We start from the raw sequence: 22557 nt of genomic DNA, 5'->3' as shown, positions 1-22557 counted from the left end.
ACAGCGGGCGATTAAATTCCGTACTGGGCGCGGTACGCCTTCATGGCGGCCAGTTGCTCCGCCAGCGCCGGCTGCTCGGCCTGCTTCTCTTCCAGATACTGGATCAGGTCGCTCATCTGGATGATGGCGATGATGTGGGCGCCGTAGTCACGCTCCACCTCCTGGATGGCGGAGAGCTCGCCCTTGCCCTTCTCCTGACGGTCCAGCGCGATCAGTACGCCCGCCAGGGAGGCACCGTTGGCCTGGATCAGATCCATGGATTCGCGGATGGCGGTACCGGCGGTGATGACGTCATCCACCAGCATGATGCGCCCCTTGAGCGGGCTGCCCACCAGATTGCCGCCCTCGCCGTGATCCTTGGCCTCCTTGCGGTTGAAGCACCAGGGCACATCCATATCGTGCTGCTCCACCAGCTGTACGGCGGTGGCGGAGGCGATGGGGATCCCCTTGTAGGCCGGGCCAAACAGCACATCGAACTCGATGCCGGCATCCATCAGGGCGGCGGCATAGAAGCGGCCGAGGCGGGCCAGATCGCGGCCGCTGTTGAACAGACCTGCGTTGAAGAAGTAGGGGCTTTTACGACCGGATTTCAGGGTGAATTCACCGAATTTGAGGACCTGCTTCTCCAGGGCGAACTCGATAAATTGACGCTGGTAGGCTTTCATTCTGGCTCCTTGCTTGGCTTGTCGTTTACTTGTGTGGGGGTATAAAAAAACGCGGTCAATGCCGCGTTTTTAAAATCAGGAGAGTGACTGCTTCTGCAGCGCAATGATCTCTTCAATGCCGCCCTTGGCGAGCCCCAGCATCGCCAGCAGCTCCTCATGGGTGAAGGGCTCGGCCTCCGCGGTGCCCTGCACCTCTATGATGCGACCATCTTCGGTCATCACCACGTTCATGTCGGTCTCGGCGGCGGAGTCTTCGATGTACTCCAGATCGCAGATGGCTTCACCCTGATACATGCCGACGGAGACGGCTGCGATCATCTGCTTGAGCGGGCTCTGCTTGATCATGCCCTTCTCGACCATCCAGTTCAACGCATCCACCAGCGCCACGCAGGCACCGGTAATAGCTGCAGTGCGAGTGCCACCATCTGCCTGCAGCACGTCGCAGTCAACGGTGATGGAGTGCTCGCCCAGCGCAGTCAGGTCTACCGCCGCACGCAGGGAGCGGGCGATCAGACGGGAGATCTCCAGAGTACGGCCACTCTGCTTGCCGGCGGCCGCTTCGCGGTTCATCCGGGAGTGAGTGGAGCGCGGCAGCATGCCGTATTCGGCAGTGACCCAACCCTGACCCTTCCCTTTCAGGAAGCGCGGTACGCTGGTGTCGACGCTGGCGGTGCAGAGCACGCGAGTGTTACCGAACTCCACCAGCACTGAGCCTTCTGCATGTTTGGTGAAATTGCGGGTAATGGTAACCGGGCGAAGTTGCGCGGCACTGCGATCGCTGGGACGTGACATGGAACGGACCTCTGGGCTGGCTCAAATTGGCGAAGGAGTATAAGTGATCCAGCCCCAAATATCAGCCGCTAAGAAGCCGTTCATGATCGGTCAAGAACAGTCATCTCAAAGGTGAGGAACCACGCAGAAACCGGCGCCTATCACCCTCGTTCATGAGCCAAGGCAGCACCGGGCCCGGCTCAATACTGGCCCACAAAAGCCGGAACGGGTTCTAAAGCCACGGCTATGGCTGACGGGACAAGTCTGGCTGAGTATACTGGCCGCACACTTCATCAAGCCCGGAACAATCAATGATTCACAGCATGACCGCCTACGCCCGCAAGGAATTCAAGGGCGACTGGGGCACAGCCGTTTGGGAAATTCGTTCGGTCAACCAGCGCTATCTGGAAACCTACATTCGCCTGCCGGAGCAACTGCGCAGCCTGGAGCCGGTGCTGCGTGAACGTTTCCGCGCCAAGCTGCAGCGCGGCAAGGTGGAGTGCAACCTGCGTTTCGAAGCCGCTCAGGCCGCCGCCAGCCAGCTGCACATCAATGAAGAGCTGGCCAAGCTGATCATCGACAGCGCCAACTGGGTAATGAAAGAAGCGGGCCAGGGCCAGCTCAACCCGGTTGACGTGCTGCGCTGGCCTGGTGTCATGGCCGCCGCCGAGCAGGATATGGATGCGGTCGCCACCGAGCTGCTCGGCGGGTTTGACCAAACCATGGAGGATTTCATCGCCTCCCGTGCCAGCGAGGGTGCCAACCTCAAGAACTTGATCCAGCAGCGTCTGGATGGCATTCAGGTGGAAGTGAAGAAAGTACGCGTGCACCTGCCGCAGATCATCGAGTGGCAGCGCCAGAAGCTCACCGACCGTCTGGCCGAAGCCAAGGTAGAGCTGGATCCGGCTCGCATCGAGCAGGAAATCGTGATGCTGGCCCAGAAGATCGATGTAGCCGAAGAGCTGGATCGTCTGGAGATGCACATCAGTGAGACCATCAAAATCATGAAGAAGGGTGGCGCCTGTGGCCGTCGTCTCGACTTCATGATGCAGGAGTTCAACCGCGAGTCGAACACGCTCGGTTCGAAATCCATCAACGCCGACGTGACCCAGTCCGCCGTCGAGCTGAAAGTGCTCATCGAACAGATGAGAGAGCAGATCCAGAACATAGAGTGATGGATGCAAGAAGCCCGTCATCGACGGGCTTCTACTTTGTGTTCGCACTACGCCACCATTGGCTTGAGCCAGATCAGATTTTCACTCAGAGCCGACAGCATCTGACTCGCTTGTGCGGTATGCTGGCACGCTGATGATCAACAACGACCTCTATTGAGGCCTGCCTTATGAAATACCTTGTAGTACAAACCAAGCAGATAGGGGATGTGCTGATCTCCACCGCGCTGTGCAACAACCTCAAGCAGAACGAGCCAACCGGGGAAGTTCACTATCTGGTCATGGACTATTGCGCGGGTATGGCGCAGGGCAATCCCAATATCGATCGACTCATCGTCATCGAGAAAGCCAAGCGCAACGACTGGCGTTACATGAAGGACCTGCTGCTGGATATCCGCCGCGAAAACTATGACGTGGTGGTCAACAGCCAGGGCCAGATGATCGGTCTGCTGACTTGCCTCTTCTCCGGCGCCAGGTTGCGGATAGGATTTGACTCCTTCCCCTGGCGGCTCGGACACAACCGCATAGTGCGCTTTCGCAAAGACACAGAATTCCAGGGCAACAGCACCCTGGTTGACGACAGGTTCTCGCTGCTAAAACCGCTCAAACTGGCCAGGGAAGATCGCAATTACCATCTCTGGCTGAGTGAGGAAGAAAAACAGCAGGGACGTGAAACCTTGCAGGCGGCCGGCGTCGATCCCGCGCGACCCTTGATCGCCATGGGGGTCAACTCGCTGGGGCACTACAAGCGTTGGCCCATCGACTGCTTCGCCCAGGTTGCCCAATGGCTCATCGAACAGCACAACGCCCAGATCCTGATCTACTGCGGGCCGGGAGAAGAAGAGTACAACCGCAGCCTCAAACCGCTGCTGTCAACCGAGCTGCAGGCCAGCGTGTTTGACCACATCAAGACCCGCTCGGTGCGGGAGCTGGTGGGACTGTTCGCCCATTGCCAGCTGTTTGTCGGCAACGATACCGGCCCCCGCCACATGGCCCAGGCCATCGACCTGCCCCTGCTGACCATAGTCGCCCCGGGCGGCGACAAAATCATCGCCAACCCGGTCAACCACCCCCGTTATCAAGCCATTGATGTGTTCGATGCCAAGGGGCCAGAAACTGACCAGCTATCAGCACTGAATAAAAATGGCACGAATGAACAACTCTATCGCCTCATTACTCCCGAGATGGTGACGGAAAGACTGAGTACACTTATTGCTCAACTGAAAGCAACATAGAAAGCGCGTCAGATATTGCATGACTTTCTACATTGTTCATATCCGCATTGATGCCGGGAGAGTGGCTAAATATCACCTTGGTTAAGGGTGAGGGACTTGGTAGCCATTGATTGAACTCATTCCCATGTAGTGGGTAAATAGCGATCAGTGGTTTTTTTAGTCCGGCTGCGATATGAACGATGGCAGTATCGACCGAAATAACCACGTTGGCTGCCCGAATGCAATAAATTGCATCCTCAATTGTATTCACCCCCTCCAGTAGCGCTACATTGTTTGCACCACAACCATTTATCATTTTCTGTGCATCCTCACGAGTGGCCGGTGAGGAAAGTAGAGCAAAATGACGAGTGGGGAAACACCGACCCAAAACAGTCAGCATTTCCGTTACCTTTTCTTGTGACATGGACTTGTAACGCGTGCTACCAAAAGGATTGATGACAATACTATTGTCGCAGCCAGATATAACCTTCTCTCTAGCAACATCTGGGATGATATATGTAGTATCTACATCCATTAACCCTAACATGTTCAATAGGTATGTATATTTCTCTTGAAATAGCATGCCCTTGGTAGTATCAGAGAGTTTTATATTTACCCGTGCGATATTATCATCCAGCGATGCGATATTGGTTGGCGATAACTTATACAAAAAGTATAAGTCTTTCATCTTCATCCCTTCAGTGAGATGTATTGCCAGATCCACATGCGGAATTGACAAGGCTATATCGCAAAGAGTTTTGTAACTTGGCCTTTTAGTTACTTCTATCACATGGTCAACACCAAACTCCTCTCGATACAAAGGTGCCAAGGCAGGGGAGGTAATAACAGTAATGAATTTATCAGGCAGCTTTTTCAGCTCTCGGAAGAAAAATGATGAGGCAAATGAATCGCCTATTTTGGCATCCCAACGAATAACTAAAATATGACTTATGTCTCCTTGCAAGCCAAGAGGAGTCTTCTTGTCAAAAAAAAGAATTCCCAAAGCCCGACGAATCCGGTCGCGTAATAGCTGCAGATATCCAATCACGATTCGACCTCTCGGTTAGCCAGGTGAGGACCATAGTTGCGATCATCGATCGTTGTCTCAAACAATCCTACATCCATGCAGCTCGGCTCAACTCCGGATGCAATCAGTCCATTCAATTGCAACCGCCCGGTCAGATAATCAGATGGCATTCTGATTGGATATGCCTTGCTTAATAATTTTTTAGCACCAGACAATGTCAATATATAACCAGCAGTAGAGATTATTCCACGTTTAGAGCTACGACTTGGGGTGCGATATCTTGCAAGACGATATCCCTCGGGCAAAGGCTTCATCCATGGCCAACATTTGGCTTTGCCATGATACAAGAAAATAATCTCAGAATGACAACTAGCAATGGTGCTCTCCACAATCGCGTTGAAGTGCATATGGAGATATATATCATCCTCCAGCACCACACAACGCTCTATGTTTTTTTCCACCATCATCTCATACAACCTGATATGACTCATGGCACAGCCTACTTCGCCCATGCTGAGATCGTGACCGCACGTCTCACGGGCAAGGGGAAAGTCAACATGCTGCAACTCAGCATCACTCAATGATTTACCATCGACTGCATCGAAAAATGTAAATTCAAGGCCAAGATGCTTCATCTGTTTAATAAGCATTGCTCGCCGATCTTGACTTCGAGAAAGACTAATGACAAATATCGGAATCATAATGCGCTCTCATTTACTTTTACTTCAAATGAATACCAAACAAATATCATACTCAAGACATATAGATATAGTATGTCTTGATGTTCAAATGGCACGTCGCTGAATGCACTGATAGCAAAGGAAAGTGGAATTAGAACACATGCTGCATCTCCACCCATTTTTTTCATGGATAACCATAGAGGAAGGAAAAGGAATATTACTAGCATGACAAAGCCTATCCCACCTCGAATAACCAGGTTCTGCATATATTGACTGTGAGCGTGTGCCAAGGCAGCATTCAGAGCCAATGGAGGAACCAATCCTCGCGCGACCTGCTCTTGTTTCAATGCATCAAAACCATTAGTACCCACTCCGGTAACTGGTGCATCCAGAAACCCAAGCCAAGCACTCTGCCATGCAACGACCCTCAAACCCCACGAAGAGTTATACGATCCTTTTTCAGCCAAATTAAGATCAGAAACCGCATCTGCAACCCTGAGTTGTACCAATTGACTGGAATGGTAAGTAATGCCCATGGATGCGATGCACAGTATTGCTATGGCAATATATTTCCATGGCTTGAATAACGCCTTGTAGAAAATGACATAACCAACGATACCAGCGAGAGCTAGCCAGACACCACGACTCTGGGACAGGTAGAGAGCAAACAGGGCCGCCACCAACGCGACCAAGGCGCAATACCTTATCCAGCGCAACAGTTGCCTCTGCTGGAACACAAACCAGTTCAATATCGCCAGTGTCAATGCAGCCTGCGAAAAGAGAATGGCATTGGTAAATCCTTCGACTCTGACAATACCACTCTGATATTGCCAGAGGCTCATAATACCCAAGCCAATACCCCCAGTGACAATCGCAGCATAGCCCAATGTCAACAGAACTGGCTTGCGTGGTATCATCAACGCAAACACGACAACGTAGAATAAACCACGCATCACACCATATTGATCACCATGGATCAGCCGGTTTACAAAAATCATGACTGCATAGGCTGCCAATACCCAGAGAATACGCCGGTCCTCAAGCCCGACGTTTCGCTTTTTACCAACAAAGTAATTTAGCAGACCAAATACGGATGCCACGACGAGTAGATTGGAAAGAATTGTCTGGCCGGCTGGTACCAAAAAAAGGCCGCAAAAGGAAAACATAATCACCAGTGCAAACAAGGCTGTCGTAGCTTTGTCGAGCAGTTCGAGGCTTCTAATGGACATCAATTATTATTTCCTGAATACGTAGTTGCCCCGAATCTTCCGCCACAGGCCAAAAACATCGGTACGAGGGAAAATGGCGATACGACGGATCCGATAGGGATCCTGATGCATGGCTCGGGGACCACTGTTGGTGGCTACGGCAAAGCGGTAACCAGCGGCCTGTGCCTGCTCCTTGGCGCTATCATCCATGTCCCCATAAGGGTAAGCAAACGACAGCAGCGAATAGCCAAGCAATGCCTCCAACTGTCGTTTATTCTCTCTTATTTCATGGGCTTGTTGCTCGGGGGGGAGCTTGCTCAGCCGTGGATGGGTCAGGGTATGGCCCCCAATCTCCACATGGCCGGAGGCCACCAGTGCTTTTATCTGCTCCCCATTCATCAGGGAAATCTGGGTATCCGGGTTGGTGGGGTGTTCCACGTCCCAGCGATTATGCTCCTCTCCCGTCACCACATATACCACGGCTTTGTAACCGTATTTTTCAAGCAATGGCAGCATGCGCGTCAGGTTGTCCTGGTAGCCGTCATCGGCGGTGATCATCAGGAACTTCTTGCCATATTCAAGGCGATGAATGAAGCCCCTGTCAGCCAGATCGCGGAAGGTCAGCGTCTCGTAGCCCAACCATTTCAGCAAGCGCAGATGCTTCTCAAACATGGCAATCGGCATCCAGGTACCATGAATCCCCTTCTCGCTGTCATGCTCGATAAAGCGGTGATACATGACGACAGGCATCTCCCGGCGCAGGGTCTCGACTACAGCATCCTGATAGACAGACTCCAGCCCGGATACTACCCCTTGCAAGCCATACTCAGCCTGAATACGCTGGCAAATAACGTCCGGCACAGTCCGGCTGGCCAACGCGAGCGCTATCTCTGCCCTCAAGGTGGTGAAGTCGATCGCCAGATCCTTGGGGCCTATATCACCAAAGTTGCTGGCCAGCGCCTCTGCCAGATTCTGTTCAGTCACCAGACCAATCGCCTTGGCCTCGCCGATGGCAAAAGCAGGACGGCAGCACAGCAGTGCCTCCATTGCGACCCTACCGGCCCCGATCACCAGATCGCAGCCCGCCAGCAAGGCAGGGACATCATCCACATAACCGACAAAATCGACCTGGTTCTGAAAGCGACAGAAACGCTCGGGCACCTGACTGCCGCTCACCACACGAACCTGACAAGTGTCCAGATCAAGCACCTCATCCAGCAGGCGATAACAGAGCTCGCCCTTGGGACCGCTCAAGCGACCTATGATGGCGATCACCGGCTTGGGGTTATCCGGCGCCGACACGGGCTGAAACTTGTCGGTCTCGATACCGTTGCGCAGTACCTGCACTATGGCCGGATCCACCCCCAGATTGTCGACAATCTGATGGGCAATATCCTCACAAACGGCAACGGCCCGATAGCCGAGAGCATGGAAGGCCTTGCGAGAGGCATGCACTGGCTGGCGTCCATGTACCGTGGTGATCATCGGCGTGCCAGTCAGCTTGCAGGCCACATAGCTGCTCCAGCCGGAGGCTCGGGAGTGGGCATGTACCAACTGGATATGGTGCTTCTTGATGAGGTAGATGAGGTAAAACACATGCCAGAAACGGCGCAGTATGCTGCGCTTATTGAACCTGAGTTTGAACACTGGGCCAAGGGTCGGTTTGGTCAGTGTATCTGAAACGTAAAAAACGTTGTGGCCACGCCGAGTCAGTTCGTTACCGACCGTGGTGGCATAGACCTCAGCTCCCGTCACTTCGAGCTGGGAGAGTGCCATCAATATGTTCATATTTTTCCCACCCACAACGTATTCTATACATCTCTCTACCCTCTCATGAGAGAGCGGTAGACGAATTTCATCATGCCGATGAGGCGATGACTAGGTATTTAATAGTGTTTCAATATCTCGCATGCTGCGTTCGAAGCTGAAAAATTCAGATCGCTGCTTCGATAACTCAGCATAGCGTTCACGAATGGCATCATTCTCCAATAGCATTTTCAAACCATCAGCTAACGCCGGTGCATTCGCAATGGGTACCAAATGACCAAACTCCCCATTACTTAATGCCTCTTTGGGCCCGGTACACTCGGTCGACACAATGGGTTTGCCGAGCGTCATCGCCTCAACCAGTACAACTGGATACCCTTCATAATGAGAAGAAATGACAAATATGTCACAACCTGCGATGTAGGGATAAGGGTTATCTTTGAAACCAAGCAGGCTAGTATTATTACCCAGTTGATGCTCTATGATATAGGCTTCCAGAGTCGATCTGTCAGTTCCCTCACCAAGAATCGTCAAGTGATAATTCAATCCCGCAGATATGTTTATTCTATGAGCATCCAATAGAACATCAAAAGCCTTTTGATCATTGAGCAAGCGACCAACAGCCAATACATTGAGACCCGAACCTACTCTGATTTTTTGTTTGCCACCGTCAATGATTTTTTTTATATCTATCGGGTTGTAAATGACTGAGGTAATATCACTCAGAGCAGGGTAAAGGCTCAAAACTGAATGCTTGGAACCCTCCGAAACACAGATTATTTTATCCATGCTTTGATACACATCTTTTTCTACCTCTCTTGGTAGAGTCTGATGCCTCTCCAGGTCTATGTGTACCCATGCTATTTTTTTCTTGGGTCCATCCAGGTGAGATAATAGCAAACTGCTGTCACCCTCCAGGAACGAAACCCCGACATCATACTCCTCTGGAAAAAGCATGTTAGCCAACCATGACTTTGACAGAACAGCATTGAGCCATCTTTTTTTCAGCGAATATACCATACCTCGACGAACTAGCCCGGTAGGCTCAGCATCTAGCAGGTATTTTATTTTTACATGAGGTGGGATTTTTGATAAATACATACCCTCACGTTTCAATAACAACAACGTGATGTCATACTTGATATCATCAAGACTATTGACAATATTAACCAATACCTTCTCAGCCCCTCCACCGCCCAATGTCTCCATCAGGAATAGCACTTTCTTTTTCATACTTAAAGTCACTTCAATTGGAGGTTTTAATACTAAAAATACGGGCCATCTCTTTAGGAGACAGCCCGGACTCCATAAAGCTGATTTATGCCCGGTTCAACCAAGCCATATAGTCTGCAACCCCTTCGGCCACAGTCTTGAACTCGGCGTCATAACCGACACCGCGCAGCCTGGTCAGATCAGCCTGGGTGAAGCTCTGATAGCGACCCTTGAGATGATCCGGGAAAGGGATGTACTCAATGGCGCCCTGCTGGTGATGCTTGATCACGGCCTCGGCCACGTTCTGGAAAGGCTCGGCACGGCCGGTGCCGCAGTTGAAGATGCCGGAGTGCTGCGGGTTCTGCCAGAACCAGAGGTTAACCTTGCAGACATCGTCCACATAGATGAAATCACGCATCTGGCCACCATCAGGGAAACCGTCACAGCCCTCGAACAGCTTGGGATTGTCACCCTGCTTCACCTGGGTATTGAGGTGGAAAGCCACAGAGGCCATGGAACCCTTGTGCTGCTCGCGCGGACCGTAGACGTTGAAGTACTTCAGACCCACGACCTGGGAGTTGATCTCCGGCATCCAGCGGCGCACGTACTGGTCGAACAGCTGCTTGGAGTAGCCATAGACGTTGAGCGGCTGCTCGAACTTGGGATCTTCGATGAAGTTGTCGTTGCGGCCACCGTAGGTCGCGGCGGAGGAGGCATAAATGAACGGAATTTCCCGCTCGATGCAGTAGTGGAACAGATCCTTGGAGTACTCGTAGTTGACCTCCATGATGAACTTGCCGTTCCACTCAGTGGTCGCAGAGCAGGCACCTTCATGGAAGATCACCTCGATGCCGTCATCCCACTCTTCAAACTCGTCACCGGAGACGATCCGCGCCTGGAACTCGTCCTTATCCATGTAATCGGCAATGGTCAGGTCGACCAGATTGACGAACTTGGTGCCGTCGGTCAGGTCATCGATGACCACGATATCGGTCCGTCCTTGAGCGTTCAGCTGCTTGACCAGATTGCTGCCGATAAAGCCAGCACCGCCAGTTACTACGATCATGGAGTTTGCCTCGCGTACGTTGATGGTCACATGTGACTGCTTGTTAAAGCTGTGTATAGTGAGCCAATTTGAAATTGCCGAAAAGTTTATCACGGGCCGCAAGGGGATTCGACCTTGATGCAAGGGGCCCGCCAGAGGGAACAGTGATGAAAACCAGAGACAGGATCATTCACAGCGCCACCGAGCTGTTCAACGATCAGGGTGAACGCAACATCACCACCAACCACATTGCCGCCCATCTGGGCATCAGCCCAGGCAACCTTTATTACCATTTCAGGAATAAAGAAGACATCATCCACTCGATTTTTGATCAATATGCCCGTCACCTGAGCGAGAGCTTTACCCCGGCGCGCAGCAACGAAATCAAGCTGGAAAACCTGATGGGATACCTGGATGCCATCTTCTATCTGATGTGGCAGTTCCGCTTTTTCTACGCAAATTTACCGGACATCCTCAGTCGCGATGCGCCATTGCAGCAGAAGTATCTCAAGGCCCAGGAGCAGTTGCGCTCCTCCGTGGTCGCCCTGCTCAGGAGCCTGCGCGAAGGGGGTATCATAGATGTCAACGACGAGGACCTGCCCGACCTTGGCCAGACCATCAAGATGGTAGTGACCTGCTGGATCCCGTTCCAGATTGCCCAGGCCCCCCATACCCGCATCACCAAGCCACTGCTCTACCAGGGGGTATTACGGGTGCTGTTCCTGCTGCGTCCCTATATCCAGCCCCAAGTGGCTGGGCAGATCCGTCAACTGGAGCAGCATTACAGTCAACTGGCCCAACCAGCAGGGTGAGATCTGTTTCACAATTGTTGAATGTCAGCACAATCATTTGAATTCACCGCAACAGATTGCAGTAAAATACTGCCCATTGTTGATAAACAGCTGCAATAGCCAATAAGGATCGAGGATGTCTAACGGATTCTATCGTCACCTGACCGAGCAACTTGGCCAAGTACAGGCTGAAGGATTGTACAAGCAGGAGCGCATCATCACCTCGGCCCAGCAGGCCCAGATTGCGGTGGGCGGTGAGCAGGTACTGAACTTCTGTGCCAACAACTATCTGGGACTGGCCAACCACAAGGACCTTATCGAAGCAGCCCATCAGGGGCTCGATAGCCACGGCTTCGGCATGGCCTCGGTACGCTTCATCTGCGGTACCCAAGACAACCACAAGGTGCTGGAACAGAAGCTCTCTGCCTTCCTCGGCACCGAGGATACCATCCTCTACTCCTCCTGCTTCGATGCCAACGGCGGCCTGTTCGAAACCCTGTTCGGTGCCGAAGACGCCATCATTTCCGATGCCCTCAACCACGCCTCCATCATAGACGGCGTGCGGTTGTGCAAGGCCAAACGCTATCGCTACGCCAACAACGACATGGCCGAGCTGGAAGCCCAGCTCAAACAGGCCAACGCCGATGGTGCCCGTTTCAAGTTGATCGCCACCGACGGCGTCTTCTCCATGGATGGGGTCATCGCCGATCTGAAATCCATCTGCGATCTGGCTGACAAGTACGATGCCCTGGTGATGGTGGATGATTCCCACGCAGTCGGATTCATTGGCGACAACGGTCGCGGCACCCACGAATACTGCGGTGTGCTGGACAGAGTCGACATCATTACCGGCACCCTGGGCAAGGCTCTGGGAGGCGCCTCCGGTGGCTACACCTCAGGCAAGAAAGAGGTTATCGACTGGCTGCGTCAACGCTCCCGTCCCTACCTTTTCTCCAACTCGCTGGCACCCTCCATCGTCTCGGCCACCATCAAGGTGATCGACATGCTGGCCGAAGGTCACGATCTGCGCACCCGCCTGAAAGAGAACAGCCGTTACTTCCGCGAGCGGATGAGCGCAGCCGGCTTCACCCTGGCAGGTGCCGATCACGCCATCATCCCTGTGATGCTGGGGGATGCCAAGTTGGCCTCCGAGATGGCGAGCCGCATGCTGGCCGCCGGCATCTACGTGGTGGGCTTCTCCTTTCCTGTCGTCCCCAAGGGCCAGGCCCGCATTCGCACCCAGATGTCTGCCGCTCATACCCGTGAACAGCTGGACAAGGCGATCGATGCCTTCATCGGCATCGGCCGCGAACTCGGTGTCATCTGATTTGAACCAAGGGGCTGCAGCCCCTTTTTTCTGCATTCATCGTGATTGACTGGCATGAAGGAACAACCATGAAAGCACTCTCCAAACTCAAAGCCGAAGTCGGCATCTGGATGACGGATGTCCCGGCACCCGAGCTCGGCCACAACGATCTGCTGATCAAGATCCGCAAGACCGCCATCTGTGGCACCGACATGCACATCTACAACTGGGACGAATGGGCCCAAAAGACCATCCCCGTGCCCATGGTGGTCGGTCATGAATACGTGGGCGAAGTGGTCGCCGTCGGCCAGGAAGTTCGTGGCTTCGCCGTGGGGGATCGGGTCTCCGGCGAGGGCCATATTACCTGCGGTCACTGCCGTAACTGCCGGGCCGGCCGCACCCACCTGTGCCGCAACACCATAGGGGTCGGCGTCAACCGCCCGGGTTCCTTCGCCGAATATCTGGTGATCCCGGCCTTCAACACTTTCAAGCTGCCCGACAACATCCCCGATGAACTGGCCGCCATTTTCGACCCGTTCGGCAACGCAGTGCACACTGCGCTCTCCTTCGACCTGGTGGGCGAAGACGTGCTCATCACAGGTGCAGGCCCCATCGGCATCATGGCTGCAGCCGTCTGTCGCCACGTGGGAGCCCGTCATGTGGTGATCACGGATGTCAACGAATATCGGCTGGAGCTGGCTCGCAAGATGGGCGCCACCCGCGCCGTCAACGTCAGCAAAGATAAACTTGCTGACGTGATGAGCGAACTCGGCATGACTGAAGGCTTCGACGTGGGGCTGGAGATGTCCGGTGTACCCTCGGCCTTCCAGGACATGATCGACAAGATGAACCACGGCGGCAAAATTGCCATGCTCGGCATCCCCCCCTCCACCATGGCCATAGACTGGAACAAGGTGATCTTCAAGGGACTGTTTATCAAAGGGATCTACGGCCGCGAGATGTTCGAGACCTGGTACAAGATGGCCAGCCTGATCCAGTCAGGTCTGGATCTCACTCCCATCATCACCCATCATTTCCATATCGATGACTTCCAGCAAGGCTTCGAAGCCATGGGGTCCGGCAAGTCCGGCAAGGTGATCCTCAGCTGGGACAAATAAGCCCTTGGGTCGCCCTCTTTCATGAAACCCGGTGAATACCGGGTTTTTTTATCATGCATCCTCACCAGTTTGTGATCTGACGAAGAAACTTTGCACGCAGAGTGCTTAACACTTCACACACAAGCGTTTAAATGACTGTAACTATTCGGTTATAATCCAGCCGTTTTCTAGGGATAATAAAAGCCTGCTGGGAGTACATGAGCGTGTTGAAAAAACTGAGCTATTTGCTGGCTGTCGGAATGACGGCTGCCAGTTTGTCCGGCGTTGTACTTGCTGCCGATGAGATGTCACCGGACGCGATTGCCGAACGGATCAAGCCCGTCGGTCAGGTCTATACCGCCAAGGAGCTGGAAGGGATTGCGACTGCAGGCGCAGCTCCTGTGGCGGTAGCACCATCCGGCCCACGTGATGGCGAGGCCGTGTACAAAGGGGCGTGCTTTGCCTGTCATGACATGGGTATTGCCGGTGCCCCCAAACGCGGCGACAAGGCTCTGTGGGAGCCACGCATAGCACAAGGCATTGATATATTAAAGAAACATGCAATTGAAGGCTTCACCGGCAAGAGCGGTGTGATGCCAGCACGAGGGACTTGCGTCACCTGTAGCGATGAAGAGATCGAAAACGCCATTCACTACATGACCGACAACCTCTAAGTGATTGAAAGGGCCGCAATTGCGGCCCTTTCAATCTGTTTACTTCCGACTACTCTTTGTAAGGTAGGCAAACCGGGAGTTTCTATGTCAGCCCAACCCACAGCACCGCATTACTCGACTCCCTTGTTGGCGTTGGTCTCCTCTATTATGGACTTCCCAGCACCCTCCGAGGCCACCCCTAAAGAGTATGACACCCTGATCCAGCAGCTGAACCAGCTCTGTCCTCTGCAACATTTTGGCATATTGGGCTTATCGGAAGCGGGGCTGCACTGGGTCTGCGAGCATCAGATTTCTGACCGTTTCAAACTGCAGCTGGGGCTGGAGGAGTCGCGGATCTCCGATCAGCTTGACCAGCTCGATGAGGCGAAAGGCTGGTGCATACTGCCGGTCGAGCACGGTCAGATACAGTGGTTACTGGCCTGCTGTCAGCCCAAGGATCTGCCCACACTGCGCCTGTTGCTGGAATGTCTTGCCAAGCGGCTGAATGAAACCCAGGCAGGCTCCCAGCTATCGGAACTGGCCTCCCCCCTTATCCGCAAGGATCCGGACTGGCAAAAAAAGATTGAGAGCATCAATCGCATTATCCGCCTGGCCAATACCCTGCCCAGCCAGGCACTGTTCTCCCAGCTGGAAGCTGTGCTACGCCAGATACTGGCCATTCAGGACATGTTGCTGATCCGAATAGACAGCCATCGGCTGGAAAAAATATATCCCGAGCAGCCACCGCACAGCGATGAGTTCATCACCAGCCTGTGCCACAGCACCAACAACATGGAACAGCATAAAGAGCAGTTGCACTGGTACAGCCAGCCCTTGCGCCTGCAGCAGCAATACTTCGCCCACTTCCTTATCAGTACTCAGCAGCCGCTGGAGACAGATAACCGGTTGTTCCTCGACTTCCTGCGCAGCCAGCTGACCCTGTTGCTGGAGCTGAGGCGGATCCGGCAGCAGCTGCACGACATCAACTCGGAAGACTCCATCAACCAGCGCCTGCAACAACTGCGGCAAACCAATCTCAGATTGCAGAAACAACTCAAGCAACACCAGGAGCTCGAACGCAGGCTGCAATTCGATGCCCTGCACGATCCGCTGACCCAGTTGCCGAATCGGGCGCTGCTGATGAATCACCTCAATCATGCCATGACCCACTTCCACCGCTACAAGACGCCGGGGTTTGCACTCATCTTCGTCGATGTGGATCACTTCAAGCAGGTCAATGACACCCTGGGCCATAGCGCTGGCGATCAGTTGCTCAAAGAGATGAGTCGCCGTCTGCAAACCTGCATCAGACAAAACGACATGGTAGCCAGACTGGGAGGGGACGAATTTGTCATCTACTTGGACAACAGCAAGGACGAGGAGGATATCAGCCCTGTTCTCAACCGCGTCATCAGCCGCCTCTCCTATCCGTTCCGGCTGCAAGGCAATGAGCTGAGCATCACGGTCAGCCTGGGGGTGGCCAGTGTGTCGGAGCAGACTTCAGATATCAGTCAACTGCTGCATCAGGCCGACCTGGCCATGTATCAGGCCAAACGCAACGGTCGCAGCCGCATCGTCAGCTATTCGGAAGAGTGCTCGGCCCAGACCTGGACCTCACCGGAGGAGATGCTGGCCAGAGCCCTACGAGAGGGGCGCATAGTGCCTTATTTCCAGCCGGTGATCCGGCTCAAGGACAGCCGTCTGACAGGGCTGGAGGTGATGGCTCGCTGGATCACGGAGGAGGGTGTACTCAAGGATGCCTTCGACTTCATCCCGTTGGCGGAGCAGTGCGGCCTTATTCAGGAACTGGATTACCAGATACTGCGCCACACCTGCCAACAGTTGAAAAACTGGCTGCCCATGTCGGGCCAGAGCAAGTTCAAGGTTGCGATCAACCTCTCCGGCAAGCATCTGGTCAACCATGACCAGATCATGCGACTGGTAGACATTATTGAGAGCGAGGGGATAGCACCGGGTTACCTGATTTTCGAATTCAACGAGCGGGAGCTGTCGCGGCAGGATTCCGATGCCCTCACCTCTTTGCACGAGCTGAGGGCCAAAGGCATTCAGATCAGTCTGGATGATTTTGGCACCGGCTTCTCCTCCCTCAACGCCCTGTTCCACTTCCCGGTGGACTACATCAAGGTGGATGACAGTTTCACCCATCGCATGCTGCAATCCCCCAAGGATCTGGCGCTGATCCGCGCCATGCGGGACATCTGCCAGGATCTGGATTTCACTCTGGTAGTCGAAGGGATCGAGAACCAGCAGCAATTGCAGAAGCTGATCGACATGGGCTGCCTGATGGGACAAGGACGCTACATTTCGCCGCCCATGCCGGGGGCAGATATCACACCCCTGCTCACCCAGACCAAGAGTGAGCGCGGCTAGCCGCCGACTCAATCCTTCTTGAACAATGCCCTCAGGTTGGCAACCCCAACTTGCCCCTTCTGCTGGCGCTCCTCGGCCGTCACCTTCTTCTGGTTCTCCCACTCCAGATCGTCCTGAGGCAGCTCCAGCAGGAAGCGGCTCGGCTCGGGCCGCACCGACTCGCCATACTGGCGGCGCTCCTTGCAGAGGGTAAAGGTGAGCTCGGTCTGGGCACGGGTGATACCCACATAGGCGAGGCGTCGCTCCTCCTCCACGTTGTCTTCATCTATGCTGGTCTGGTGGGGCAGCAGGCCTTCTTCCATCCCCACCATGAAGACGTAGGGGAACTCCAGTCCCTTGGAGGCGTGCAGTGTCATCAGCTGCACCTGATCGGCATCATCCTCCCCCTCGTTGCGCTCCATCATGTCGCGCAGGGTAAGGCGAGTGACCACCTGGGCCAGAGTCATGGCCTCCTCCAGCTCATCCCCCTCCAACATTTCGGTAATCCAGCGATAGAGGGTGGAGACGTTCTGCATCCGCATCTCGGCCGCCTTGGGGCTGGGGGACGTCTCATAGAGCCACTCCTCGTAGTGGATCTCCTTGATCATGTCCCGCACTGCCTCCACCGGATTGCCGCGCAGGGCCTGATCGCCGAGTCGCACCAGCCAGTTGGTGAAGGCCTGCAGGGCCACCAGACCACGACCGGAGAGCGATTGTTCCAGCCCCAGCTCGAAGCTGGCGGCAAACAGACTCTTGCCGCGCTGGTTGGCATACTGACCAAGTTTCTCGAGCGTGGTGGGGCCTATCTCCCGCCGTGGCAGGTTGACCACCCGCAGGAAGGCGGTGTCCTCGTCCGGATTCACCAGCAGCTTGAGGTAAGCCATGATGTCCTTGATCTCGGTACGGGAGAAGAAGGAGGTGCCGCCCGAGATGCGATAGGGAATACGGTTGGTCATCAGCGCCTTCTCGAAGATGCGCGACTGATGGTTGCCCCGGTAGAGGATGGCGTAATCCTTGAACCGGGTGCGGTTCATGAACTTGTGGCCCATCAGCTCAGCAGCGATCCGCTCCGCCTCGTGCTCCTCGTTCTTGGCAAACAGCACCTTGACCGGCACCCCGTAATCGAGCTCGGAGAAGAGCGCCTTGTCGAACACGTGAGGGTTGTTGGCGATCAATATATTGGCGCATTTCAGAATGCGCCCCTTGGAGCGGTAGTTCTGCTCCAGCTTGATGAGCTTGAGGCTCGGAAAGTCTTCGTTGAGCAGCACCAGATTTTGCGGCTTGGCGCCACGCCAGGAGTAGATGGACTGGTCATCGTCACCAACCACGGTAAAGCGGGCCCGCTCGCCGACTATCTGCTTCACCAGCTCGTACTGGCTGGTATTGGTGTCCTGATACTCATCGACCAGCAGGTAGCGGATCTTGTTCTGCCAGCGGGTGCGCACCTCTTCGTTGCTTTTCAGCAGCAGGGTCGGCATCACGATAAGGTCATCGAAGTCTAGCGCGTTGTAGGCCACCATCTGGCGGTGATAGCGCTCGTAAAGCTGGGCCATCAGCACCTCTTCCGGCCCTTGGGCGATACGCATGGCACGCGCCGGCAGTATGAGGTCGTTCTTCCAGTTGGAGATCTGGCTGATGAGGGCCGACAGCTTGTCCTTGTCGTTATCCAGCTCAGCCTCGGTCAGCTCCTTGAGCAGCGCCAGCTGGTCAGTGTCGTCGAACAGGGAGAAGTTAGCCTTGAGATTCAGACTCTTGTGCTCGCGGCGTATGATGTCGAGGCCCAGGGTATGGAAGGTGGAAACCATGAGGCCCCGCGCCTCCTTGCGACCCAGAGTCTGACCGACCCGCTCCTTCATCTCCCGCGCCGCCTTGTTGGTGAAGGTGACGGCCGCTATGTTGCGGGCGTTATAGCCACACTGCTGCACCAGATAGGCGATCTTGTTGGTGATGACGCGCGTCTTGCCCGATCCGGCTCCCGCCAGCACCAGGCAAGGGCCGGAGACAAACTTGACCGCTTCGTTCTGATTGGGGTTGAGCTTCATGGGCCGGATCTCTTGGCTTATGATGAGGGGCGGCATTGTAACAGAAATCAGCGGGCGAGCCGCATCGCTGCGCCACACACCATCAGTCGGCAAGCATCATGCGCCTTGTGTTCGAACGCCATTTTCAGGATCATGGCCGACTTTTCCAGACGATGACGAGGGGAGCATGAATCAGCAAGAGCACACCCAATTGCGCGGCCAGTTTCCGGCCTTGGCGCAGCAGGTCAACGGCCATCCTCTGGTCTATCTGGATAACGCCGCCACCACCCAGAAGCCGCAAGCGGTACTGGATGCGATCGCGCACTACTATCGGGCCGACAACGCCAACGTGCACCGCGCCACCCATGCTCTGAGCGGCCGGGCCACTCGAGCCTTCGAGGCTGCCCGCGAGACGGTCACCCGGTTCATCCATGCGCCTCACTGTCGCGAGGTGATCTGGACCCGCGGCACAACCGAGGCAATCAACCTGGTGGCCCAAAGCTGGGGAATGAGCGAGCTCCAGGCGGGGGACGAAATCGTGCTCAGCACCCTGGAGCACCATGCCAACATAGTGCCCTGGCAACTGATTGCCCAGCGCACCGGTGCCCTTATCCGGGTCATCCCCCTGGATGAGCGGGGCGATCTCGATATAGCTGCCTATCTAGCCATGCTGGGGCCCCGCACCCGGCTGGTAAGCGTGGTCCATGTCTCCAATGCCCTTGGTACCGTCAATCCGGTCACCCAGATGGTGGCAGCCGCCAAAGCGGTTGGCGCCGTGACACTTATCGACGGTGCCCAGGCTGTGGCTCACCTCGAGGTGGATGTGCAAGCCATCGGCTGTGACTTCTACGCCTTCTCCGGCCACAAGCTCTATGGCCCGACCGGCATCGGGGTGTTGTGGGGCAGAACCGAACTGCTGGAGCGCATGCCTCCCTGGCAAGCGGGGGGCGAGATGATCGACAGGGTCAGTTTCAGCGGCACCACCTTCAACGCCCTACCTTTCAAGTTCGAGGCAGGTACCCCGCACATCGCCGGTGCCATAGGCCTGGCTGCCGCCATCGACTTTTTTATGCAACAAGACAGGGTTGCCCTGGTTCACCACGAGCAAGTACTCACCGACCATCTGGTGGCAGGTCTGCGGCAGGTACCGGGACTGCGCCTCATCGGTGAACCCGGCCAGCGCGCCGGCGCCGTTTCCTTCTTGCTGGATGACATCCATCCCCAGGATGCCGCCACCCTGCTCGACATGCAGGGCATAGCGCTGCGGGTCGGCCATCACTGCGCCATGCCGCTGATGGAGAGCCTTGGCATCGGCGGTACCATGCGCGCCTCCCTGGCTTGCTACAACAACCAGGACGATGTGGATGCCCTGCTGGCGGCTCTGCGCAAACTCAGTGACTTCTTCTAAGGCAGACAACCTCATGAACAGCCTCGCAACCTATACCCAGATCGGCCTGGAAACCAATGCCGAGGGCATCCGCCAACAATTTTCGGCCGCCCACGGCTGGGAAAACCAGTACCGGCTCATCATCCAGCTCGGCAAGCTGCTACCCGTCCTGCCTGCCGAGTGGCAGCAGGAGGAGTTTCGTCTCAAGGGGTGTGAAAGCCAGGCCTGGCTGAAAGGGGAGCAGGGAGAGGATGGCCGTTGGCATTTTGCCTGCGACTCGGACGCCCGCATCGTACGCGGCCTCATCGTCATCGTGCTCGCGGCGCTCAACCACCAATCCGCAGAGGCCATTCAAGGCTTTGATATGGAAGCCTATTTCACCGAACTGGGGCTTGAGAAATACTTGAGCCCGTCACGGGGTAACGGGCTCAGAGCGATCGTGCTGGCGATCCGGGAGCAGGCAGTCTAATCCGCCTTGTTCAGTGGTCGATTACGCTTCGCTAATCGACCCTACTTCTTCATTCCCGGCCTCTTTTTCGGCGCGAGCACCCCGCTCGGCAATCTTCTTCAATACCCTGGACGCGGCAACCAACCCAAAGGTTGCCGTCACCGGCGTCACAGCACCAAAGCCGGAGGCACAATCCATCTTCATGTTGCCATCGCTGGCGGCCTTGGCCTGACAGGTGCCACCATTGCCATCCGGGTAGCTCAACTGCTCGGTTGAAAAGACACACTCCACTCCGAACTTGCGAGCAGGATTCTTGCTGAAATTGTGCAGCCGGCGCAGGTCGGAGCGCACCTTGGCGGCCAGCGGATCCTGAATGGTCTTGGCCAGATCGGCCACAGTAATCTGGGTGGGATCCATCTGTCCTCCAGCACCACCCGCCACAATCACAGGGATCTTGTTGCGCTTGCAGAAGGCAATCAGCGCCACCTTGGCCTTGACCGAGTCGATGGCGTCCACCACATAGTCAAACTCCCGCTTGATATGCTCGGCCAGGTTGTCAGGAGTGACGAAATCATCCACCTCGATCACCTCGCAATCCGGATTGATGGCACGAATACGCTCTGCCATCACCTCGGTTTTGAGGCGACCAACCGTACCCTGCATGGCGTGGATCTGGCGATTGGTGTTGGTGATGCAGATATCATCCATGTCGATCAGGGTGATCTGGTTGATGCCGGCACGGGCCAGCGCCTCCGCCGCCCAGGAGCCTACCCCGCCGATCCCCACCACGCAGACCCTGGCCTGACTGAAGGAGCCAAGTGCGCTCTGACCATAAAGACGGGCAATGCCCCCGAATCGCTGTAGATATTCTGCTGTCATACCATCACCTTGCTTGAGGCCGGCCATTATAGCGGCAACCGCAGCCAGCGGCGATCATCAAGAGGGCTCGGCATGGAGAAAGGAAGAGGGGGTGGATAATAGTGATAGCGAGTGCGGGGTAGTCGGAAACGAAAAAAAGCCCAGTCTTTCGACTGGGCTTCTCAATTTACTGGCGGAGCGGACGGGACTCGAACCCGCGACCCCCGGCGTGACAGGCCGGTATTCTAACCAACTGAACTACCGCTCCGCTATTTGGCTAGCTTTTCGCTAAATCTTTTGCCGATTATCAGAGATGTCATCCTCTCGGCCAACGTCGTGATGTGCACGTCGCTGTTTAATTGGGTGCCTGGCAGTGTCCTACTCTCGCATGGCGAATGCCACACTACCATCGGCGCTACCGCGTTTCACTTCTGAGTTCGGCATGGGATCAGGTGGTTCCACGGCGCTATGGCCGCCAGGCAAATTCTTCATCGATTTGTCCGGAACAAATCGAAACCGCCGCAGGCGGGCTCGAAGAGTGAGGTTCAGGACGAACCGAATAATCTGAGAAAGCTGACGTGAATAACGATGTTGCTCGTGGCTTGTCGTTATCACTGAATTAGGTAGTAGTTCTTCATTCGCTACAAGGCCCAGAACACTTCTTGGGTGTTGTATGGTTAAGCCTCACGGGTAATTAGTACGGGTTAGCTCAATGCATCGCTGCACTTACACACCCCGCCTATCAACGTTGTGGTCTCCAACGGCCCTTTAGGACCCTCAAGGGGTCAGGGATGACTCATCTCAGGGCTCGCTTCCCGCTTAGATGCTTTCAGCGGTTATCGATTCCGAACTTAGCTACCGGGCA

General features: G+C 55.1%; 19 protein-coding genes, 1 tRNA gene and 2 rRNA genes. 9 read left to right on the top strand and 13 right to left on the bottom strand.

The window, feature by feature from the left end:
• Positions 1-11: 11 nt before the first annotated feature.
• On the bottom strand, positions 12-665 hold the full coding sequence (gene pyrE, locus GWQ31_RS08230; RefSeq protein WP_275909096.1) for an orotate phosphoribosyltransferase: 654 nt from the start codon (positions 663-665) through the stop codon (positions 12-14).
• Positions 666-740: 75 nt separating this feature from the next.
• Positions 741-1457 (bottom strand): ribonuclease PH, encoded by a 717-nt coding sequence (rph, locus tag GWQ31_RS08225; RefSeq protein ID WP_219593140.1) that lies wholly within the window; start codon positions 1455-1457, stop codon positions 741-743.
• Between the two features lie 290 nt (positions 1458-1747).
• Here rph and GWQ31_RS08220 point away from each other — a divergent pair, with 290 nt between their 5' ends.
• Positions 1748-2611, top strand: a complete 864-nt coding sequence (locus tag GWQ31_RS08220; protein WP_021138509.1) for a YicC/YloC family endoribonuclease — start codon at positions 1748-1750, stop codon at positions 2609-2611.
• A 167-nt stretch (positions 2612-2778) separates the two neighbouring features.
• Positions 2779-3843, top strand: a complete 1065-nt coding sequence (locus GWQ31_RS08215) for a glycosyltransferase family 9 protein (protein WP_275909095.1) — start codon at positions 2779-2781, stop codon at positions 3841-3843.
• Here the strand turns inward: GWQ31_RS08215 and GWQ31_RS08210 are convergent.
• The 6 genes from GWQ31_RS08210 to rfaD all read right to left on the bottom strand — a co-directional run bounded on the left by GWQ31_RS08210 (position 3818) and on the right by rfaD (position 10782).
• Positions 3818-4870: a glycosyltransferase family 9 protein gene (locus GWQ31_RS08210; protein ID WP_265461682.1), complete on the bottom strand. Its 1053-nt coding sequence runs from the start codon at positions 4868-4870 to the stop codon at positions 3818-3820. The genes GWQ31_RS08215 and GWQ31_RS08210 overlap by 26 nt on opposite strands.
• Entirely contained in the window at positions 4867-5550 is a 684-nt protein-coding gene (locus tag GWQ31_RS08205) for a glycosyltransferase family 25 protein (protein ID WP_265421898.1), read from the bottom strand. Before GWQ31_RS08205 ends, GWQ31_RS08210 begins: the two co-directional genes overlap by 4 nt.
• Entirely contained in the window at positions 5547-6758 is a 1212-nt protein-coding gene (locus GWQ31_RS08200) for an O-antigen ligase family protein (RefSeq protein ID WP_275909094.1), read from the bottom strand. The genes GWQ31_RS08205 and GWQ31_RS08200 overlap by 4 nt, the downstream gene beginning before the upstream one ends.
• 6 nt (positions 6759-6764) lie before the next feature.
• A complete protein-coding gene (locus GWQ31_RS08195) occupies positions 6765-8525 on the bottom strand; it encodes a polysaccharide deacetylase family protein (protein WP_275909093.1) in 1761 nt (586 codons plus the stop codon).
• 90 nt (positions 8526-8615) lie between these two features.
• Entirely contained in the window at positions 8616-9737 is a 1122-nt protein-coding gene (locus GWQ31_RS08190; RefSeq protein WP_275909092.1) for a glycosyltransferase, read from the bottom strand.
• A gap of 85 nt (positions 9738-9822) precedes the next feature.
• Complete coding sequence (gene rfaD, locus GWQ31_RS08185) at positions 9823-10782, bottom strand: ADP-glyceromanno-heptose 6-epimerase (protein ID WP_275909091.1); 960 nt, start codon at positions 10780-10782, stop codon at positions 9823-9825.
• 146 nt (positions 10783-10928) lie between these two features.
• Between rfaD and GWQ31_RS08180 the strand changes: the two genes are divergently transcribed.
• The 5 genes from GWQ31_RS08180 (at position 10929) to GWQ31_RS08160 (ending at position 16999) form a co-directional block, all read left to right on the top strand.
• On the top strand, positions 10929-11573 hold the full coding sequence (locus GWQ31_RS08180) for a TetR/AcrR family transcriptional regulator (RefSeq protein WP_265421903.1): 645 nt from the start codon (positions 10929-10931) through the stop codon (positions 11571-11573).
• 115 nt (positions 11574-11688) lie between these two features.
• On the top strand, positions 11689-12879 hold the full coding sequence (locus GWQ31_RS08175) for a glycine C-acetyltransferase (protein WP_275909090.1): 1191 nt from the start codon (positions 11689-11691) through the stop codon (positions 12877-12879).
• A gap of 68 nt (positions 12880-12947) precedes the next feature.
• Positions 12948-13976 carry an L-threonine 3-dehydrogenase gene (gene tdh / locus GWQ31_RS08170; RefSeq protein ID WP_275909089.1) on the top strand — a complete coding sequence of 343 codons (1029 nt, stop codon included), beginning with the start codon at positions 12948-12950 and terminating at the stop codon, positions 13974-13976.
• 197 nt (positions 13977-14173) lie between these two features.
• Positions 14174-14629, top strand: a complete 456-nt coding sequence (locus GWQ31_RS08165) for a c-type cytochrome (protein ID WP_275909088.1) — start codon at positions 14174-14176, stop codon at positions 14627-14629.
• Between the two features lie 84 nt (positions 14630-14713).
• Complete coding sequence (locus GWQ31_RS08160; protein ID WP_275909087.1) at positions 14714-16999, top strand: EAL domain-containing protein; 2286 nt, start codon at positions 14714-14716, stop codon at positions 16997-16999.
• An 8-nt stretch (positions 17000-17007) separates the two neighbouring features.
• Here GWQ31_RS08160 and rep read toward each other — a convergent pair whose 3' ends face one another.
• On the bottom strand, positions 17008-19020 hold the full coding sequence (rep, locus tag GWQ31_RS08155; protein WP_065403421.1) for a DNA helicase Rep: 2013 nt from the start codon (positions 19018-19020) through the stop codon (positions 17008-17010).
• Positions 19021-19186: 166 nt separating this feature from the next.
• On the opposite strand from rep, the gene GWQ31_RS08150 reads away from it, so the two are divergent.
• Together GWQ31_RS08150 and GWQ31_RS08145 are read left to right on the top strand one after the other, a co-directional pair.
• Positions 19187-20407 (top strand): SufS family cysteine desulfurase, encoded by a 1221-nt coding sequence (locus GWQ31_RS08150; protein ID WP_275909086.1) that lies wholly within the window; start codon positions 19187-19189, stop codon positions 20405-20407.
• A gap of 13 nt (positions 20408-20420) precedes the next feature.
• Positions 20421-20855 (top strand): SufE family protein, encoded by a 435-nt coding sequence (locus tag GWQ31_RS08145; protein ID WP_275909085.1) that lies wholly within the window; start codon positions 20421-20423, stop codon positions 20853-20855.
• 21 nt (positions 20856-20876) lie between these two features.
• On the opposite strand, the gene tcdA is transcribed toward GWQ31_RS08145, so the two are convergent.
• From tcdA to GWQ31_RS08125, 4 genes are all read right to left on the bottom strand, one after another.
• Positions 20877-21713: a tRNA cyclic N6-threonylcarbamoyladenosine(37) synthase TcdA gene (gene tcdA / locus GWQ31_RS08140; RefSeq protein WP_275909084.1), complete on the bottom strand. Its 837-nt coding sequence runs from the start codon at positions 21711-21713 to the stop codon at positions 20877-20879.
• Between the two features lie 170 nt (positions 21714-21883).
• Positions 21884-21960 (bottom strand) — tRNA-Asp (locus GWQ31_RS08135).
• A 97-nt stretch (positions 21961-22057) separates the two neighbouring features.
• Positions 22058-22172, bottom strand: a 5S ribosomal RNA gene (gene rrf, locus GWQ31_RS08130).
• A 193-nt stretch (positions 22173-22365) separates the two neighbouring features.
• A 23S ribosomal RNA gene (locus tag GWQ31_RS08125) occupies positions 22366-22557 on the bottom strand; the annotation flags it as partial.

This window comes from Aeromonas sp. 2MA4 (genome assembly GCF_029237305.1).
Lineage (GTDB): Bacteria > Pseudomonadota > Gammaproteobacteria > Enterobacterales > Aeromonadaceae > Aeromonas > Aeromonas salmonicida.
The sequence above is the reverse complement of the archived record's forward strand: the minus strand, read 5'-3'. Positions and strand labels throughout refer to the sequence as shown.

Excerpts from the sequence above, each read along its gene's own strand:
- rph (WP_219593140.1), bottom strand. The coding sequence starts at position 1,457 with ATGTCACGTCCCAGCGATCGCAGTGCCGCGCAACTTCGCCCGGTTACC.
- GWQ31_RS08200 (WP_275909094.1), bottom strand. The coding sequence starts at position 6,758 with ATGTCCATTAGAAGCCTCGAACTGCTCGACAAAGCTACGACAGCCTTG.
- rfaD (WP_275909091.1), bottom strand. The coding sequence starts at position 10,782 with ATGATCGTAGTAACTGGCGGTGCTGGCTTTATCGGCAGCAATCTGGTC.
- GWQ31_RS08175 (WP_275909090.1), top strand. The coding sequence starts at position 11,689 with ATGTCTAACGGATTCTATCGTCACCTGACCGAGCAACTTGGCCAAGTA.
- pyrE (WP_275909096.1), bottom strand. The coding sequence starts at position 665 with ATGAAAGCCTACCAGCGTCAATTTATCGAGTTCGCCCTGGAGAAGCAG.
- GWQ31_RS08220 (WP_021138509.1), top strand. The coding sequence starts at position 1,748 with ATGATTCACAGCATGACCGCCTACGCCCGCAAGGAATTCAAGGGCGAC.
- tcdA (WP_275909084.1), bottom strand. The coding sequence starts at position 21,713 with ATGACAGCAGAATATCTACAGCGATTCGGGGGCATTGCCCGTCTTTAT.
- GWQ31_RS08215 (WP_275909095.1), top strand. The coding sequence starts at position 2,779 with ATGAAATACCTTGTAGTACAAACCAAGCAGATAGGGGATGTGCTGATC.
- GWQ31_RS08165 (WP_275909088.1), top strand. The coding sequence starts at position 14,174 with ATGAGCGTGTTGAAAAAACTGAGCTATTTGCTGGCTGTCGGAATGACG.
- GWQ31_RS08205 (WP_265421898.1), bottom strand. The coding sequence starts at position 5,550 with ATGATTCCGATATTTGTCATTAGTCTTTCTCGAAGTCAAGATCGGCGA.
- rep (WP_065403421.1), bottom strand. The coding sequence starts at position 19,020 with ATGAAGCTCAACCCCAATCAGAACGAAGCGGTCAAGTTTGTCTCCGGC.
- GWQ31_RS08145 (WP_275909085.1), top strand. The coding sequence starts at position 20,421 with ATGAACAGCCTCGCAACCTATACCCAGATCGGCCTGGAAACCAATGCC.
- GWQ31_RS08160 (WP_275909087.1), top strand. The coding sequence starts at position 14,714 with ATGTCAGCCCAACCCACAGCACCGCATTACTCGACTCCCTTGTTGGCG.
- GWQ31_RS08190 (WP_275909092.1), bottom strand. The coding sequence starts at position 9,737 with ATGAAAAAGAAAGTGCTATTCCTGATGGAGACATTGGGCGGTGGAGGG.
- tdh (WP_275909089.1), top strand. The coding sequence starts at position 12,948 with ATGAAAGCACTCTCCAAACTCAAAGCCGAAGTCGGCATCTGGATGACG.
- GWQ31_RS08180 (WP_265421903.1), top strand. The coding sequence starts at position 10,929 with ATGAAAACCAGAGACAGGATCATTCACAGCGCCACCGAGCTGTTCAAC.
- GWQ31_RS08150 (WP_275909086.1), top strand. The coding sequence starts at position 19,187 with ATGAATCAGCAAGAGCACACCCAATTGCGCGGCCAGTTTCCGGCCTTG.
- GWQ31_RS08195 (WP_275909093.1), bottom strand. The coding sequence starts at position 8,525 with ATGAACATATTGATGGCACTCTCCCAGCTCGAAGTGACGGGAGCTGAG.